The 14,572-nt window shown below is 59.9% G+C and carries 12 protein-coding genes; 10 read left to right on the plus strand and 2 right to left on the minus strand.

Annotated elements, in window-relative coordinates:
• Positions 1–131: 131 nt before the first annotated feature.
• Complete coding sequence (aptA, locus tag ACVDG9_RS08295; protein ID WP_447237723.1) at positions 132–1,475, plus strand: omega-aminotransferase AptA; 1,344 nt, start codon at positions 132–134, stop codon at positions 1,473–1,475.
• 40 nt (positions 1,476–1,515) lie between these two features.
• Here aptA and pdxR read toward each other — a convergent pair whose 3' ends face one another.
• Positions 1,516–2,997, minus strand: a complete 1,482-nt coding sequence (gene pdxR, locus ACVDG9_RS08300) for a MocR-like pyridoxine biosynthesis transcription factor PdxR (RefSeq protein ID WP_447237724.1) — start codon at positions 2,995–2,997, stop codon at positions 1,516–1,518.
• A gap of 261 nt (positions 2,998–3,258) precedes the next feature.
• Here pdxR and ACVDG9_RS08305 point away from each other — a divergent pair, with 261 nt between their 5' ends.
• From ACVDG9_RS08305 to ACVDG9_RS08320, 4 genes are all read left to right on the plus strand, one after another.
• On the plus strand, positions 3,259–4,398 hold the full coding sequence (locus tag ACVDG9_RS08305; RefSeq protein WP_447237725.1) for an ABC transporter substrate-binding protein: 1,140 nt from the start codon (positions 3,259–3,261) through the stop codon (positions 4,396–4,398).
• A 101-nt stretch (positions 4,399–4,499) separates the two neighbouring features.
• Positions 4,500–5,588 (plus strand): ABC transporter ATP-binding protein, encoded by a 1,089-nt coding sequence (locus ACVDG9_RS08310; protein ID WP_062489280.1) that lies wholly within the window; start codon positions 4,500–4,502, stop codon positions 5,586–5,588.
• A 2-nt stretch (positions 5,589–5,590) separates the two neighbouring features.
• Positions 5,591–6,514: an ABC transporter permease gene (locus ACVDG9_RS08315; RefSeq protein ID WP_022997679.1), complete on the plus strand. Its 924-nt coding sequence runs from the start codon at positions 5,591–5,593 to the stop codon at positions 6,512–6,514.
• Positions 6,511–7,662 carry an ABC transporter permease gene (locus tag ACVDG9_RS08320; protein WP_022997678.1) on the plus strand — a complete coding sequence of 384 codons (1,152 nt, stop codon included), beginning with the start codon at positions 6,511–6,513 and terminating at the stop codon, positions 7,660–7,662. The genes ACVDG9_RS08315 and ACVDG9_RS08320 overlap by 4 nt, the downstream gene beginning before the upstream one ends.
• A 22-nt stretch (positions 7,663–7,684) precedes the next feature.
• Here ACVDG9_RS08320 and ACVDG9_RS08325 read toward each other — a convergent pair whose 3' ends face one another.
• Positions 7,685–8,224 (minus strand): PAS and helix-turn-helix domain-containing protein, encoded by a 540-nt coding sequence (locus ACVDG9_RS08325; RefSeq protein WP_055659566.1) that lies wholly within the window; start codon positions 8,222–8,224, stop codon positions 7,685–7,687.
• A gap of 86 nt (positions 8,225–8,310) precedes the next feature.
• On the opposite strand from ACVDG9_RS08325, the gene ACVDG9_RS08330 reads away from it, so the two are divergent.
• The 5 genes from ACVDG9_RS08330 (at position 8,311) to ACVDG9_RS08350 (ending at position 14,572) form a co-directional block, all read left to right on the plus strand.
• Positions 8,311–9,636, plus strand: coding sequence for an acetylornithine deacetylase/succinyl-diaminopimelate desuccinylase family protein (locus ACVDG9_RS08330; protein ID WP_022997676.1), 1,326 nt, complete (start codon positions 8,311–8,313; stop codon positions 9,634–9,636).
• Complete coding sequence (locus tag ACVDG9_RS08335) at positions 9,623–11,107, plus strand: ABC transporter substrate-binding protein (RefSeq protein ID WP_077290326.1); 1,485 nt, start codon at positions 9,623–9,625, stop codon at positions 11,105–11,107. Before ACVDG9_RS08330 ends, ACVDG9_RS08335 begins: the two co-directional genes overlap by 14 nt.
• Before the next feature lie 101 nt (positions 11,108–11,208).
• A complete protein-coding gene (locus ACVDG9_RS08340; RefSeq protein ID WP_022997674.1) occupies positions 11,209–12,156 on the plus strand; it encodes an ABC transporter permease in 948 nt (315 codons plus the stop codon).
• Positions 12,156–12,986 (plus strand): ABC transporter permease, encoded by an 831-nt coding sequence (locus ACVDG9_RS08345; RefSeq protein WP_296601384.1) that lies wholly within the window; start codon positions 12,156–12,158, stop codon positions 12,984–12,986. The genes ACVDG9_RS08340 and ACVDG9_RS08345 overlap by 1 nt, the downstream gene beginning before the upstream one ends.
• Complete coding sequence (locus ACVDG9_RS08350; protein WP_447237726.1) at positions 12,983–14,572, plus strand: ABC transporter ATP-binding protein; 1,590 nt, start codon at positions 12,983–12,985, stop codon at positions 14,570–14,572. The genes ACVDG9_RS08345 and ACVDG9_RS08350 overlap by 4 nt, the downstream gene beginning before the upstream one ends.

The raw sequence follows: 14,572 nt of genomic DNA on the forward strand, positions 1-14,572 counted from the left end.
AGTCGCTTGACCGGACCATAGGCAGCTGCCCCGCCAGCACAACGCCAAAAGCAGGCTTTGGGCCTCTGGCTCCTATGAATTCAAGCGCTGGCTCTACGGCGGGTTTGCGACTGGTCCTAGGAGTGATGGGAATGCTCCGATCTGAAGGACCCTGCGCCATGACCCAGATGCCGATCAACATGGATCACCACTGGCTTCCGTTCACCAACAACCGTCTCTTTCACAAGGAACCGCAGATGTTCGCGCGGGCGGAGGGCGTGCGGTATTGGACGCCTGAGGGGCGGGAAATCCTGGACGGATCTTCAGGCCTGTTCACCTGTGCAGCGGGGCATGGCCGCAAGGAGATTGCCGAAGCCGTCTACAAGCAGCTTCAGGTTCTGGATTATTCCCCGCACTTCCAGCGCGCGGCACCGATCTCCTTCGAACTTGCCGAAGCGCTCAGTGGAATTCTGCCGGAAGGTCTCGACCGCATCTTTTTCGGGTCTTCCGGGTCTGAAGCCGTCGATTCCGCCATCAAGATCTGCCTTGCCTATCACAAGGCCAAAGGCGAGCCTCAGCGCACCCGTTTTGTTTCGCGGGCCTGGGCCTATCACGGGGTCAACCTCGGCGGCACATCGCTGGCGGGCATGGTCAACAACCGGCGGGACTTTTCCGGGGTTACCTGCGACGTCGTTCACATGCGCCACACCTGGAACGAGGATCAGCGTTTCACGAGAGGGCAACCGCAAGACGGAGCGTGGATTGCCGAAGACCTGGAAGAGATCTGCAAGACCTATGGCGGCGAGACCATTGCCGCGGTCTTCGTCGAGCCGATTGCGGGTTCTATCGGCACTATCGTGCCTCCCGTCGGGTACTTGCAGAAGCTGCGCGAGATTGCCGATAAATACGGCATTCTGCTCGTGTTTGATGAAGTCATCACCGGTTTTGGCCGGACGGGCTCGGCCTTCGCGGCCCAGGAATTCGGCGTCACACCGGATGTCATGACGATGGCGAAGGCGATTACCAACGGCGCGATCCCCATGAGCGCTGTCGCGGTGAAGACGGAAATCCAGAAAGCCGTTATTGATTCCATCACCGCGGATCGGCCGGAACTGATGCACGGTTATACTTACTCCGCCCATCCGGTTGCCTGCGCCGCGGCGCTGGCAACACTTGGCATCTACAGGACCGAAGGTCTTTTCGAGCGGGCGGCAAGCCTCTCGTCAACATTCCTCGATGGCGTTTTCAGTCTTCGCAATCTGCCTCATGTCCACGACTTGCGTGGTCATGGCATGATGTCCGGTATTCAGCTGACACCGGGCAAAACGCCCGGAGCCAAGGGATCTCTGGTGCAGCGGAAGCTGTTCGACGAAGGCCTGCATGTGAAAGCAACCGGCGATGCGCTGATCTTCGCCCCGGCACTCACTACATCGGAAGAAGATCTCTCGATGATGATCGATGTCCTCCAGAAGGTCTTGGGCAAGGCAGAGCTGTAAGCTGCCAGTCACGGGGTATCCCGGCTTTGAGCCGGGATCGCTACCTGCTGTCCGCCAGAAGTTGTCCGAGCAGCTTGATGCCCGGCTCCATCTTTTCTTCAGCAATTGCACCGAAGCCCAGGCGGATCCGGTTTCGAGGACTATTCGGGGAGAAATACCGGTCATCTCCTGCCTCGATCAGCAGACCTTGCCGCGCGGCTCTCGATTGCAGTTCCGCAGCGCGGATACTCTCCGGTAGCCTGATCCACACGCCTGACCCACCCGTCGTGACCGTTGCCTGACAGGTCGGCAGATGCGTTTCGATGAGCCTGAAGATCTTCTTCCATTTCTGCGACAGCACCTTTCGCTGACGTCGGATATGGGAATCATAATGGCCCTCGGACAGAAAGATCGCCATCGCCCGCTGGTCGAGTGCTGAGGGGTGCCGATACATCAAGCGTCTGAGTGCCCGAAGTTCTCTGATAATGCGCCTGTCCGCAGCGATGAAACCGAGCCGCAATCCCGGAAACAGGGCCTTGGAAAGACTGGCTACGTGGATGACACGTCCGGTACGGTCGAAACTGCGCAAGGACGGTTTCTGTGCGCCGATGAAATTCAGCTCATGCTCATAGTCGTCTTCCAGGACGATGAAATCATGCGTTTCGGCATGGGCCAGCAGCCGCAGACGCCGCTCTATCGACATGGTGACGTTGGTTGGGGACTGATGGCCAGGTGTCACGTAAACAAGTCGTGCCCCCTTCAACTCGTCTCCAACCCGCATGCCGTTTGAATCAACCGGGTGATACTTCAGCTCTGCCCCAAAGGATTGGAAGATGTTGCGGGTGTCCACATAGCCGGGTTCTTCCATGTCCGTCCTGACCCCGGGCCGGCAAAAGAGCTGTGCCACCAGGAAGAGGGCATTCTGGGCGCCGACGGTTACCAGAATCTCGTCCGGCTCTGCCCGGAAGCCCCGTTGCGGCAGCATCCGGCGGATGATCTGGTTGACCAGCATCGGGTCGTCCTGATCGACCAGATCACCGATCCAGGTCGGGGCGTGCTGGGCAGTGCCTGCCAACCGGACACAATCGCGCCAGCGCGCGACGGATGTCTTGTCCGGAGCAAGCTGGCCATAGATGAAAGGATAGGGATAGGACTGCCAGTCGGCCGGTTTTGAAATGTTTTCCTGGGCCGCGTAGCTGTAGGTCAGAAAGGCTTGCGGATTGAACGGGTGCTCCGCAGTGGGCAGGATGTCCTTGGCGTGATCATCCACCCGGATGTTGAGCTGTTCACGGATGTGCCGTTCGTTGATGAAATACCCGCGCCGGCTGACAGACTTCAGATAACCGTCCTCAACCAGTCTCTCATAGACGATGGCGACCGTGTTTCTGGACACCTTTATCTCGCTGGAAAAGACACGGGTTGCCGGCAGCGGTTCGTGCAGGGGCCACACGCCGTCCAGAATGGCCTCGATAAGCCGTTCCTGAATCTGGTGCTGCAATCGTCTGCCCGGATCGAAGGGCGTGTCGAAATAGGTCGCAAGCATTTGAACTTTTTGGTCGTCCCTGAATTCGGTTGGCCCGAAGGCGGCAGTTTGAAGCTGTTTCCCGAACCTGCAAAGCCCGGCAATTCCTCTGGCTCCATAGTTTTCACTCTCTGGCTCTAAGGGTGAATATTGCACCGCAATATCCTTTCTTGCAACGCGGCGCAGGATCGTCCGGGCAATGCGACCCTTTCCAAAAAAATGCGGCCTGTAACGCGCCAGAACGAGGAACAGTTTGGTGAGACCAACAGTGAAGGGGAAGTCATGATCAGTTTTAAAAAGGGAGCATCCGCAACGCGGCGCGATTTCCTGAAAACCGCAGCCGCGGCAGGCGCAGGGCTGTCCATGCCGGCAATCGTCAGCTCCAGAGTGCTGGCCTCGTCCGGTGAAATCAACATCATGATGTGGTCGGACTATCTGCCGGAAAGCTTCGTCAACGGCTTCACGGACAAGACCGGCATCAAGATCAACTTCACCGGCATCGGCTCCAATGAAGAGATCATCAACAAGCTGAAGGCCACCAACGGCGAAGGCTTCGACATCGTTTCACCGACTGTGAACCGCAACCTGCTGTGGGCAGAACTTGGCCTGTTGCAGCCGTTCGACATGTCGAAGGTCGCGCTCGACAAGGTCAACCCCTCAATGGCGCTTGGCGAAACCCATTGGAACTTCGACGGCAAAGGCGTCTTCTGGCTGCCGCATATCTGGGGCACGGAAGGCATTGCCTGGCGGACGGACGCGTTCGTTCCGGGCGGCGAATTCCCGAGCTATTACGATGTCTGGGACGAAGCCAATGCCGGCAAGACAATGGGCCGTGGACATTCCATGCTGCTTGGCCTCGGTCTCGGCCTTGAAGGTCGCGGCGAACTGGAGCCGGGTTCCATGTGGGCTGCTTACGAGAGCCCGGAAAAGATGGACGAGGTCTGGACCAAGGTCGTTGAGGCCGCCATCGCCAAGAAGCCGAACATCAAGCTGATCTGGAACGATGCGGATACCCAGAAGAACGGTCTCTTGAACGAAGGCGTGATCGTCGGCCAGACCTGGGACGGACCTCCGCTTGCCCTGAAAACGGCTGGTGAGCCGGTCATGTACCGGGCGCCGAAGGAAGGTGCGATGGCCTGGGTTGATGGGCTAGCCATGCCGACCGGTGCGAAGAACATCGACCAGATCTACGCCTTCATCGAGACGGCTTATGACGCCAAGCTCGCCGGCGAAGCCATCAAGACCCACGGCTACAATTCACCGGTAATCGGCGCGGCCGAATTTGGTGGCGAAATCTATGCCAAGAACTTTGCCGATGCTTATCCGGGTGAAGCGCTGGACAACCTGAACGCCTGGCCGGCGGAAGCCCCCTGGTACTCGGAAAAGCGGACCGAATACACCAACAAGTTCCTGTCCGCCTAAGGCCTCTCCGGCTTTCTCTATGGCGGGTGCCGGGCGCAATGCGTCCGGCGCCAGTCCGCCCTTTTTCCGTCCCCCTTTCCCGCCGTCCTTCTGAGAGCGCCATGGCCACAAAAGATATTGTTCTGGATCACGTTTCCATTCGTTTTGGGGCCTATACTGCGGTCGACAATGCACATCTCGTCATCAAGGGCGGTGAGTTCTTCTCCTTCCTGGGGCCGTCCGGCTGCGGCAAGACCACCTTGCTGCGGTGTATTTCCGGCTTCTCCGATCCGTCCGAAGGCCGGGTGCTGATCGGCGGACAGGACATGAAGGGCATCGGCCCGAACAAGCGCCCGACAGCGCTGATCTTCCAGAACCTTGCTCTCTTTCCGCTGATGAGCGTTGCCGACAACATCGCCTTTCCACTGGAGGTCCGGGGCATCGGCCGCAAGGACCGGCGCAAGCGGGCAGACGAACTTCTGGACATGATCGCGCTTCCCGGTGTCGGCGACAAAAAGGTGCACGAACTTTCCGGCGGTCAGCGACAGCGCGTGGCGATTGCCCGTGCGCTGGCGGTCGAGCCGGATATTCTGCTTCTTGATGAGCCGCTGTCCGCGCTCGATCTGAAGCTGCGCCACCACATGCGCACCGAATTGCGCGCGATCCAGCAGCGCGTCGGGCTGACCTTCATCTATATCACCCACGATCAGGGTGAGGCCCTGACGATGTCGGACCGTGTCGCGGTCATGAACTCCGGCGTTATCGAGCAGGTCGACCCGCCGGAAACCATCTACAATCGGCCGAAAACTTCGTTTGTCGCCTCATTCGTGGGCGAGACCAATGCCATCGAAGGCAAGGTTGCTCAGCAGTCGGAAGCGCTGGTTTCGGTTGAAACGCCACTCGGCCGCCTGCAGGGAAGGGCAGCAGGCGGGCGCCAATACAAGGCGGGCGAAGACTGCATCCTGTTCATTCGGCCCGAGCAACTGAGCCTTGGCGAAGGCGCTCCCAACAGCCTGACAGCGAACTGGGTGAAGGAAGAGTTCGAAGGCAATTCACGGCAGATGTTCCTGGAAGCGAACGGTGTCCAGCTTCGGCTCACCCGGGTGAACCTCGGTGGTGCGCCGGACAATCTCTCCGGTGGTGCCGTTTCGCTCGGCTTCACGCCTGAGCAGGCAATTGTCCTGCCGCATGGCGCACTTGCGGGAGCGTGAGGATGAAAGCGCTTCAAAACGTATTCAGGGAAATTTCCGGCAAGCATGGTCTTGGCGCTGCATCGTTCGTCGCCGTGGCGGTCCTCTTCTGGGTCATCTGCCTGATCACGCTGCCGCAGGTGGCAATGCTTGACTATTCCTTCCGGTTCAACCTGCCGGCAGCTGAAGTCGGTGGACCGCAAGATGTCTATACTCTTGAAAACTACTCTTATTTTTTCCAAGGCAATGACGGCACGGTCAACACGCTCGATATCGGTATCCTGTTCAAGACCCTGATCGCCGCAGTGTTCGTCACCTGTATCGACATTCTTCTGTGCTACCCGATCGCCTTCATCCTCGCTCATTCGGCCACTGGCGTGGCGGCGCGGATGATGGTCATCGGCCTGATCGTGCCTTTCTGGGTCAACGAGATCCTGCGTGCCTTCGCCTTCCGTGTCCTGTTCGGCTCCACGGGCCTCATCAACGGCATCGGCATGTCGGTGGGTCTGTGGGATCAGCCTGTCGATTTCATCCGGGCTGACGTCGCGCTCTATTCCGGGCTGACCTACGCCTACATCCTTCTGATGGTGTTCCCGATCTTCAATGCCGTCGAGGCGCTTGACCGCAACCAGATCGAAGCGGCACGGGACATGGGCGCAAGCTGGTGGCGGGTGCATTGGCGGGTGGTGCTACCGGTTGCCAAGCCGGGCATCGCCTCCGGGGCAACCATGGTGTTCATGCTGACGGCAGGTGCGCTTGCAGCACCCCAGATCCTCGGCGGTCCTTCCAATCTCTGGTTCACCCAGCTCATCTACCAGTGGTTCAACGAGAGCGCCAACTGGCAACGCGGTTCGGCCTATGCGGTGATCCTGCTGATTGTCTGCATCTCCTTCGTCATGATGCTGATGCGGATCTTCAAGGTCTCCATCGGGGAGATCGGCCGATGAACCGGGGCACAGGCGGCGGCGTGGTAGCGGCAGGCTTCTCCCTGCTTTTCTTCACCTTCCTGTTCGGGCCGCTGATCATCATGGTGATCACGGCGTTCAATTCGTCCTCTTTCCCGCGGATCACGCCATGGGAATGCTTCACGACGGATTGGTTTGGTGTCCTCTTCGCCAATGACCGTCTTATGAGCGGGCTGGCCAACAGCTTGGTGATCGCCATCAGTGTGGTGGTCATTGCCGTGCCGATCGGGCTGGCGGGAGCGCTTGCGCTATCGGAGCTCGGACCGCGCCTGCGTGCGGCGCTCTACACGGTGCTGATCACGCCTATCCTTATTCCGGGCGTCGTTCTCGGCATCTCGACCATTGTCTTCTGGGGGGCTTTCGGCAGGTCCGTCGGGGCGGACTACGGTTCGATCTTCTACAACGGCATGTTTCTGACGCTTGCCGGTCAGGTCACCTTCATTTCCGCCTATGCAATGCTGGTGTTTCTCGCAAGACTGCAACGCTTCGATCCGATCCTGACGGAAGCCGCGCTCGATCTCGGCGCGACGCCGGGACAGGCCTTCCGCAAGATCCTGTTGCCGTTCCTGTGGCCGGCCATCGGCTCTGCCGCGTTCCTGACCTTCCTGGCATCCTTCGAGAACTACAACACCACCGTCTTCACGATCCTCTCCGGCAATACGTTCACCACGGCACTGGCTTCCAAGGTCCGTCATGGGACAGACCCTTCCTTGTCGGCGCTCGCGGTCATCATCATCGGCATTACGCTGATCGGGGCAGTGGTCCACGAAGCCCACATGCGGCGGAAGGAAGTGATGCGGACCGGCACTGCTGCGCGTTCCCGCATTTACGGCAACCCGGTTCTGCGGACGCTCGTCCACCCGCTGACGATCTTCGTTATCCTACTGGGTGTTGCAGGCTTTGCCACCTATCAGGGTTCGCAGCACGATGCTGGCGTATGCAAACAGCAGATCCTCGACGACAAGCGCGCTCGTCAGCAGGAACTTCTGGAGGAACAGCGTCGGAAGATGGAAGCACAACAGCAGAACCAGGCACCTGCGTCCACGGCGCCGGTTGAAGCGCCGGTGAAAGCCAATCCGTCGCCCTTCGGCGGGGCCTTCAAGCCCAATGGTTTGAAACCAGGCGAGTAACAAGCGAACAGAAGCGTGCCGTCTATTGTCCGGAAAGCCGGGACAGCAGCACGGCAACGCTTTTGACCTGAAACTTCTTCAACAGCCGCGCGCGCACATCCTCAACGGTTCTTGGAGACAGGCTCAGGACGCGGCCCATTTCCTTGCTGGTCTGTCCCTGGGAAAGAAGCAGCAGGACATCGCGTTCGCGCGGTGTCAGCTTCGGCCCGGCGGCAGCATTGTCGATCAGGGCGAAACTCAGGACGATCCGTGCCAGCGGTGTTTCCGGCGTCAGGGTTCGCGCCCGAAACCGGCACCAGATTGGCGTTCCATCGGACCGGCGCATCAACCGCTCGTCCGTGTAGGGCAGGGAACGTCGCAAGGGCTCCAGGCCAATGTCGCGGATCTGGTGAAATTCCTGATCCGTGCCGTAGAGCAACCGGAAACTCTGCCCGATCAGCTGAGACTTCTTGAACCCGAACATCTCAAGGAATGTCTGATTGCAGGCACGAATGATCCGGTTTTCGGTCAGCGCCAAACCCATGGGCGCGTTTTCGAAGGCCAGTTGGTCGAGGTCTGTCATGTTCCACCGTGTTCCTACGGTATTGGCACCGTAGTTTGACGGTAGCATAGTTCTCGTTGCTTTTACCAAGGGGAGGCTGAGACGGGATGGCGCTAGCAGACGACCTGATCCGGGAGATCGACGGAAGGCGCGAGGATCTGATCGCGTTGACCCAGGACCTTCTGCGCATTCCCACGCTCAACCCGCCCGGCGAGAACTACCGCGATATCTGCGATTATCTGCAGAAGCGTCTGTCCAGGTCCGGCTTCGACATCGAACTGATCCGGGCGCATGGAACGCCCGGCGACAGCGACAAGTATCCGCGCTGGAACATCGTCGCGCGCCGGGATGGCGACCGGCCAGGCGAATGCGTGCATTTCAACAGTCATATCGACGTTGTCGACGTCGGCCACGGCTGGACAAAGGATCCGTTCGGCGGGGAACTGGTCGACGGCAAGATTTACGGCCGAGGCGCCTGCGACATGAAGGGCGGCCTTGCCGCCAGCATCGTTGCGGCCGAGGCTTTCCTTGCAGTCTGTCCGGACTTTGCCGGAGCTATCGAGATCAGCGGAACGGCCGACGAGGAATCGGGTGGCTACGGCGGCGTCGCCTATCTTGCAGGCAAGGGCTACTTCAGTCCGGACCGGGTTCAGCATGTCATCATTCCCGAGCCTCTGAACAAGGACCGGATCTGCCTCGGTCACCGAGGAGTGTGGTGGGCCGAGCTGGAGACATTCGGAGAGATCGCTCATGGCTCGATGCCGTTCCTCGGCGATTGTGCTGTCCGGCACATGGGAGCGGTGATCGACGAGATGGAGCAGAGCCTGTTTCCGGCGCTCGCGCAAAAGCGCACCGAAATGCCGGTGGTGCCGGAAGGCGCGAAACAGTCGACACTCAACATCAATTCCATCCACGGTGGTCAATCGGAAGGCGATGCGGACTTTACCGGTCTTCCGAGCCCCTGCGTGCCGGACAGTTGCCGGATGGTGATCGACCGCCGGTTCCTGCTGGAAGAGAATATCGACGACGTGCAGGCGGAAGTCCTGGAAGTTCTGAAGACGGTTGAAGGACGGCGCGACAAGTTCCGCTACGACTTGAGGGAACTGCACAGGGTGTTGCCCACCATGACCGAAAAGGATGCGCCCGTCGTGCGGACCGTCGCGAAGGCCATTGCCGAAACCATGGGCCGTGAAGCTGAATATGTCGTCAGCCCGGGTACCTACGACCAGAAGCATATCGATCGTATCGGCAAACTGAAAAATTGTATCGCCTATGGCCCGGGCATTCTGGATCTGGCACATAAACCGGACGAATATGTGGGAGTGGATGACATGCTCGATTCTGCGAAGGTCATGGGCCGTTCGCTGATCGAGCTGTTGGCAAGGCCTTGCGAAAGCAGCCTCAATAAAGGGGGAAGTCATGCGTTTGCGTAAGTTTGGATTGGGTCTGGTCAGTGCTTTGGCACTGGCAGCGAGCATGGGAATGGCCCATGCAAAGAGCGATATCGTGGTTGCCATGCAACTGGAACCGCCACATCTGGACCCGACTGGTGCCGCTGCAGGCGCGATTGATTCTGTCCTTTACTCCAACGTCTTCGAAGGCCTGACCCGCTTCGGTCCGGATGGTTCGGTCAATCCCGGGCTGGCCGAAAGCTGGGAGATTTCCGAGGACGGCAAGACCTATACCTTCAAGCTGCACGACGGCGTGAAATTTCACGATGGATCGGATCTTACGGCAGACGACGTCAAGTTCAGTCTCGATCGTGCCCGCGCAGACGACAGTCAGAACGCCCAGAAAGCGCTGTTTGCCGGTATCGAGAGCGTGGAAGTCGTGGATCCGCTGACCGTGAAGGTAACGCTCAAGGAGCCGAACGGCAGTTTCCTGTTCAACATGGCCTGGGGCGATGCGGTTATTGTCGCTCCGGAATCCATTGGCGATATCAAGAGCAAGCCGGTTGGAACGGGCGCGTTCAAGTTCACCGACTGGGTGCAGGGCGACCGGATCGATCTGGAAAAGAACGCAGACTACTGGGGTGAGCCGGCCAAGCTCGACAAGGTCACCTTCAAGTTCATTTCCGATCCGACGGCTGCCTTTGCGGCCGTGATGGCGGAAGACGTCAACGCCTTCGTCGGTTTTCCGGCGCCGGAAAACCTGCCGCAGTTCGAGGCCGACGCCCGCTTCCAGGTGCTGGTAGGCTCTACCGAAGGCGAGACCATTCTTGCAGCCAACAACAAGTTGCCGCCGCTCGACAACATCAAGGTGCGCGAAGCGATTGCCCACGCGGTTGACCGGCAGGCGATCATCGATGGCGCAATGTTCGGCTACGGCACGCCGATCGGAACGCATTTCGCGCCGCATAACCCTGATTACGTCGATCTGACGGGGAGCAGCCAGTACGATCCGGACCTCGCCAAGAAGCTGCTGGCCGAGGCCGGCTATGCGGATGGTTTCACCACCACACTCAAGCTGCCGCCGCCATCCTATGCCCGCCGGGGCGGGGAGATCATCGCCGCTCAGCTCCGTGCCGTCGGTATCGAAACGGAAATCACCAACCTGGAATGGGCGCAGTGGCTGGAGCAGGTCTTCAAGGGCAAGGATTTCGGCCTGACAATCGTCAGCCATACCGAGCCGATGGATATCGGCATCTATGCCCGGCCGGATTACTATTTCCAGTATGACAATGCGGACTTCCAGAAGCTCATTGCCGATCTGACGGCGGAGAACGATCCGGCAAAACGCTCCGACCTTCTGAAACAGGCTCAGGAGACGATCTCCAGGGACTACGTCAACACCTACCTGTTCCAGCTCGCATTCCCGACCATCGCCGACGCCAAGATCAAGGGGCTCTGGGAAAACCAGCCGACCCAGGCAACGGATCTGACGGCGGTCTACTGGGAAGACTGACCCATACCGCAAAGCGGATGCTCGCGCCCGGTGTGCGGGCATCCACCTTCACTCCTTTCCTTTTGCCGGTATCTGACTGCCGATAGGCACGCGACGCGTTCATGCTGCAATATTTCCTGAAACGCCTTCTGTCCCTGGGGCTCAGCCTCGTGGCCGCGTCGGTGATAATCTTCCTGGCGCTGGAAGTGGTGCCGGGTGATCCGGCGTCCTACATGCTTGGCCTCAACGCCCAGGAAGACACGCTTGCAGCCCTGCGCGAAGAACTGGGCCTTGGCGGCAGCATCCTAGAGCGCTATGCAGCCTGGGCAGGTGGTCTTCTGGTCGGCGATTTCGGCACGTCCTACACATATCGCACACCCGTTGCAGGCATGATCGCCGACAGGCTTTGGGTATCTCTGCCGCTGGCGGTCTATGCTCTGGTGCTGAGCACCTTGATCGCCTTTCCGGCCGGCATCTGGGCTGCCTCGCGCCGGGGCTCCCACGCCGATGGCGCTGTCATGGGCGTGACACAGCTCGGCATCGCCATCCCCAATTTCTGGTTCGCGATGCTGATGGTGCTGGTTTTTGCCATCAATCTGCGCTGGTTTTCCGCCGGCGGGTTTCCCGGGTGGGACGCAGGCTTCTTTGCCGCCATGAAGGCGCTGACGCTGCCGGCCATCGCCCTGGCCCTTCCGCAGGCGAGCATCCTGACACGGGTGATGCGCTCCAGCCTGCTGGACACGCTGGGAGAGGACTTCATCCGCACTGCCCGTGCCAAGGGCCTCAGCAAGGGACAGGCACTCTGGCGTCATGCGGTGCGCAATGCCCTTATTCCGGTGCTGACGATCCTCGGGCTGCAATTCTCCTTCCTGCTGGCGGGCGCAATCATCATTGAAAACGTCTTCTTCCTGCCGGGCCTCGGCAGGCTGGTCTTTCAGTCTATCAGCGCGCGCGACCTGATCGTGGTTGAAAGCGTCGTGATGCTGCTGGTCTTTGCGGTCATCGTCGTCAACTTCACTGTCGACATGGCATATGCCTGGGTCGATCCGAGACTGCGGAGGCGGCGTTGATGAGCATCCTGTTCCACAGCCGCACACTGCTGCCAGGCGCCATTCTGACGCTTCTGTTCACGGCCGCCGCGCTTATCAGCCTCGTCTGGGTTCCGTATGACACGACGGTGCTGGATATCGCCAACCGAATGAAGCCGCCAAGCTGGCTGCACCCCTTCGGTACCGATCAGTTCGGGCGGGACATTCTCAGCATGATCATGGTCGGTGCACGAACGTCCATTGCCGTTGCCCTGGTGGCTGTCGGCATCGGCATGGCTGTTGGTGTGCCGCTCGGTCTTGCTGCAGCTGCCAGGAAAGGCGGCCTGATGGACGAGATCATCATGCGCGCCAATGACCTTGTGTTTGCGTTTCCAAGCCTTCTGATCGCGGTCATGATCACTGCCGTCTTCGGGGCGTCGGCGCTCAACGCCATCATCGCCATCGGCATCTTCAATATCCCGGTCTTCGCCCGCCTGACGCGCGGCGCCGCGCTGTCGCTCTGGAACCGGGAATACATTCTGGCGGCGCGGGTCGCGGGCAAAGGCTCGGCGCGTATTTCGCTGGAACACATCCTGCCCAACGTCGCCAATCTCCTGATCGTTCAGGGCACGATCCAGTTCTCTCTGGGCATTCTCGCCGAAGCGGGGCTCAGCTATGTCGGTCTCGGAGCACAGCCGCCGACTGCCAGTTGGGGGCGGATGCTGGCAGACAGCCAGACGATGATATCGCTCGCGCCTCATCTGGCGCTGTTTCCGGGCCTTGCCATCCTTCTGACGGTGCTTGGACTGAACCTGCTTGGCGATGGCCTGCGGGACAGTCTCGATCCGAAACTCAGGAGGGCCCGGACATGAGCCTTCTGACCATAAGGAACCTGTCGCTTTCCATTCACGGTCTTCAGATCCTCCGGAATGTCTCAATGGAAGTGGCGCCGGGCCGTACTCTCGGGGTGATCGGTGAGAGTGGATCAGGCAAGTCGATCACGGCCTTTTCCGTTCTGCAGCTGTTACCGGGCGGCGCTTCCTGTACTGGTTCGATCAATCTGTCGGGCAAGGATATCCTGTCGCTCAGCGAAGCCGAAATGTGTGGCCTGCGCGGGCGGGACGTCGGCATGGTCTTCCAGGAGCCGATGACTGCGCTCAATCCGCTGAAGACCATCGGCGACCAGGTTGCCGAGACAATCCTGATCCACGAGCGCGTTTCGAAAGCCGAAGCAATGGTTCGCGCAGCGGATGCCCTGCAACGCGCGGAACTACCGCAGGAACGGTTTCCGTTAAGCCGGTATCCGCACGAACTCTCCGGCGGTCAGCGCCAGAGAGTGGTCATCGCCATGGCCATTGCTCTCAAGCCCAAGCTTCTGATTGCCGACGAACCGACCACTGCACTGGATGTCACGACCCAGGCACAGATCCTGGAACTTCTGAAGCGTCTCGTCGCCGAGGACGGCATGGGTCTGATGCTGATCAGCCACGACCTCGCGGTCGTGGCCGACCTTGCCGACGATCTGGTGATCATGCGGCAGGGCGAGGTGGTCGAAAGCGGTCCGGCCAAGACGCTCTTCGGCAATCTGCAGCATCCCTATTCGCGCGCGTTGCTGGAAGCCTCCGCCCATGTGCCCGAACGCGGCAACGAAACGCTGGAGCAGCCCCTGCTGCAGGTGCGTGATGTCGTGCGCGATTATACCGGACATACACACGGATGGTGGGGCAAGACCACGCAGTTTCGTGCTGTTGATGGCGTCAGCTTCGAGATCCGCAAGGGCGAGAGCCTCGGTCTTGTGGGTGAATCGGGTTGCGGCAAGTCCACACTGACGCGGGCTATCCTGGGTCTGGAAGAAGTGCAGGGCGGCGAAATTCTGTTCGACGGTCTGCCTGTCTTTACCCATCACCACGCCAACCAGATCGTGCGCCGGCGCATGCAGGTGGTCTTTCAGGACCCCTATGGAAGCTTTAATCCGCGCTGGCGGGTGGACAGGCTGATCACGGAGCCTTTCCATCTGCTCTCTGACCCGCCCAAAGGGGCCGAGCGAGACGCGGCAATTGCCGAAGCTCTTGAAAGCGTCGGTCTGAGCGCGTCGGATGCCCACAAATACATTCACGAGTTTTCCGGTGGGCAGCGTCAGCGCATCGCAATCGCACGTGCGCTCATCATCAAGCCGGACCTGATCATTCTCGACGAAGCAGTTTCAGCGCTCGATGTGTCCGTTCGCGCCCAGGTGCTCGACCTACTGGCGGACCTGGCCGACAGGTTTGGCCTGACCTACCTCTTCATCAGCCACGATCTCAGCGTGGTCCGTTCGATAACGGATCGGGTGCTGGTGATGAAATCCGGCAAGATTGTCGAGCAAGGCCCGACGGACACGGTCTTCGACCGGCCGAACCATCCATATACCCAACAACTTGTTGCTGCCGCACCGGTCCTTCCGGCCGGCATCCTTTAG

Source organism: Roseibium sp. RP-7, assembly GCF_053005225.1.

Bases quoted from the DNA above. Each gene is read 5' to 3' on its own strand.
- aptA (WP_447237723.1), top strand. From the start codon at position 132: ATGCTCCGATCTGAAGGACCCTGCGCCATGACCCAGATGCCGATCAAC.
- pdxR (WP_447237724.1), bottom strand. From the start codon at position 2,997: ATGCTTGCGACCTATTTCGACACGCCCTTCGATCCGGGCAGACGATTG.
- ACVDG9_RS08305 (WP_447237725.1), top strand. From the start codon at position 3,259: ATGATCAGTTTTAAAAAGGGAGCATCCGCAACGCGGCGCGATTTCCTG.
- ACVDG9_RS08310 (WP_062489280.1), top strand. From the start codon at position 4,500: ATGGCCACAAAAGATATTGTTCTGGATCACGTTTCCATTCGTTTTGGG.
- ACVDG9_RS08315 (WP_022997679.1), top strand. From the start codon at position 5,591: ATGAAAGCGCTTCAAAACGTATTCAGGGAAATTTCCGGCAAGCATGGT.
- ACVDG9_RS08320 (WP_022997678.1), top strand. From the start codon at position 6,511: ATGAACCGGGGCACAGGCGGCGGCGTGGTAGCGGCAGGCTTCTCCCTG.
- ACVDG9_RS08325 (WP_055659566.1), bottom strand. From the start codon at position 8,224: ATGACAGACCTCGACCAACTGGCCTTCGAAAACGCGCCCATGGGTTTG.
- ACVDG9_RS08330 (WP_022997676.1), top strand. From the start codon at position 8,311: ATGGCGCTAGCAGACGACCTGATCCGGGAGATCGACGGAAGGCGCGAG.
- ACVDG9_RS08335 (WP_077290326.1), top strand. From the start codon at position 9,623: ATGCGTTTGCGTAAGTTTGGATTGGGTCTGGTCAGTGCTTTGGCACTG.
- ACVDG9_RS08340 (WP_022997674.1), top strand. From the start codon at position 11,209: ATGCTGCAATATTTCCTGAAACGCCTTCTGTCCCTGGGGCTCAGCCTC.
- ACVDG9_RS08345 (WP_296601384.1), top strand. From the start codon at position 12,156: ATGAGCATCCTGTTCCACAGCCGCACACTGCTGCCAGGCGCCATTCTG.
- ACVDG9_RS08350 (WP_447237726.1), top strand. From the start codon at position 12,983: ATGAGCCTTCTGACCATAAGGAACCTGTCGCTTTCCATTCACGGTCTT.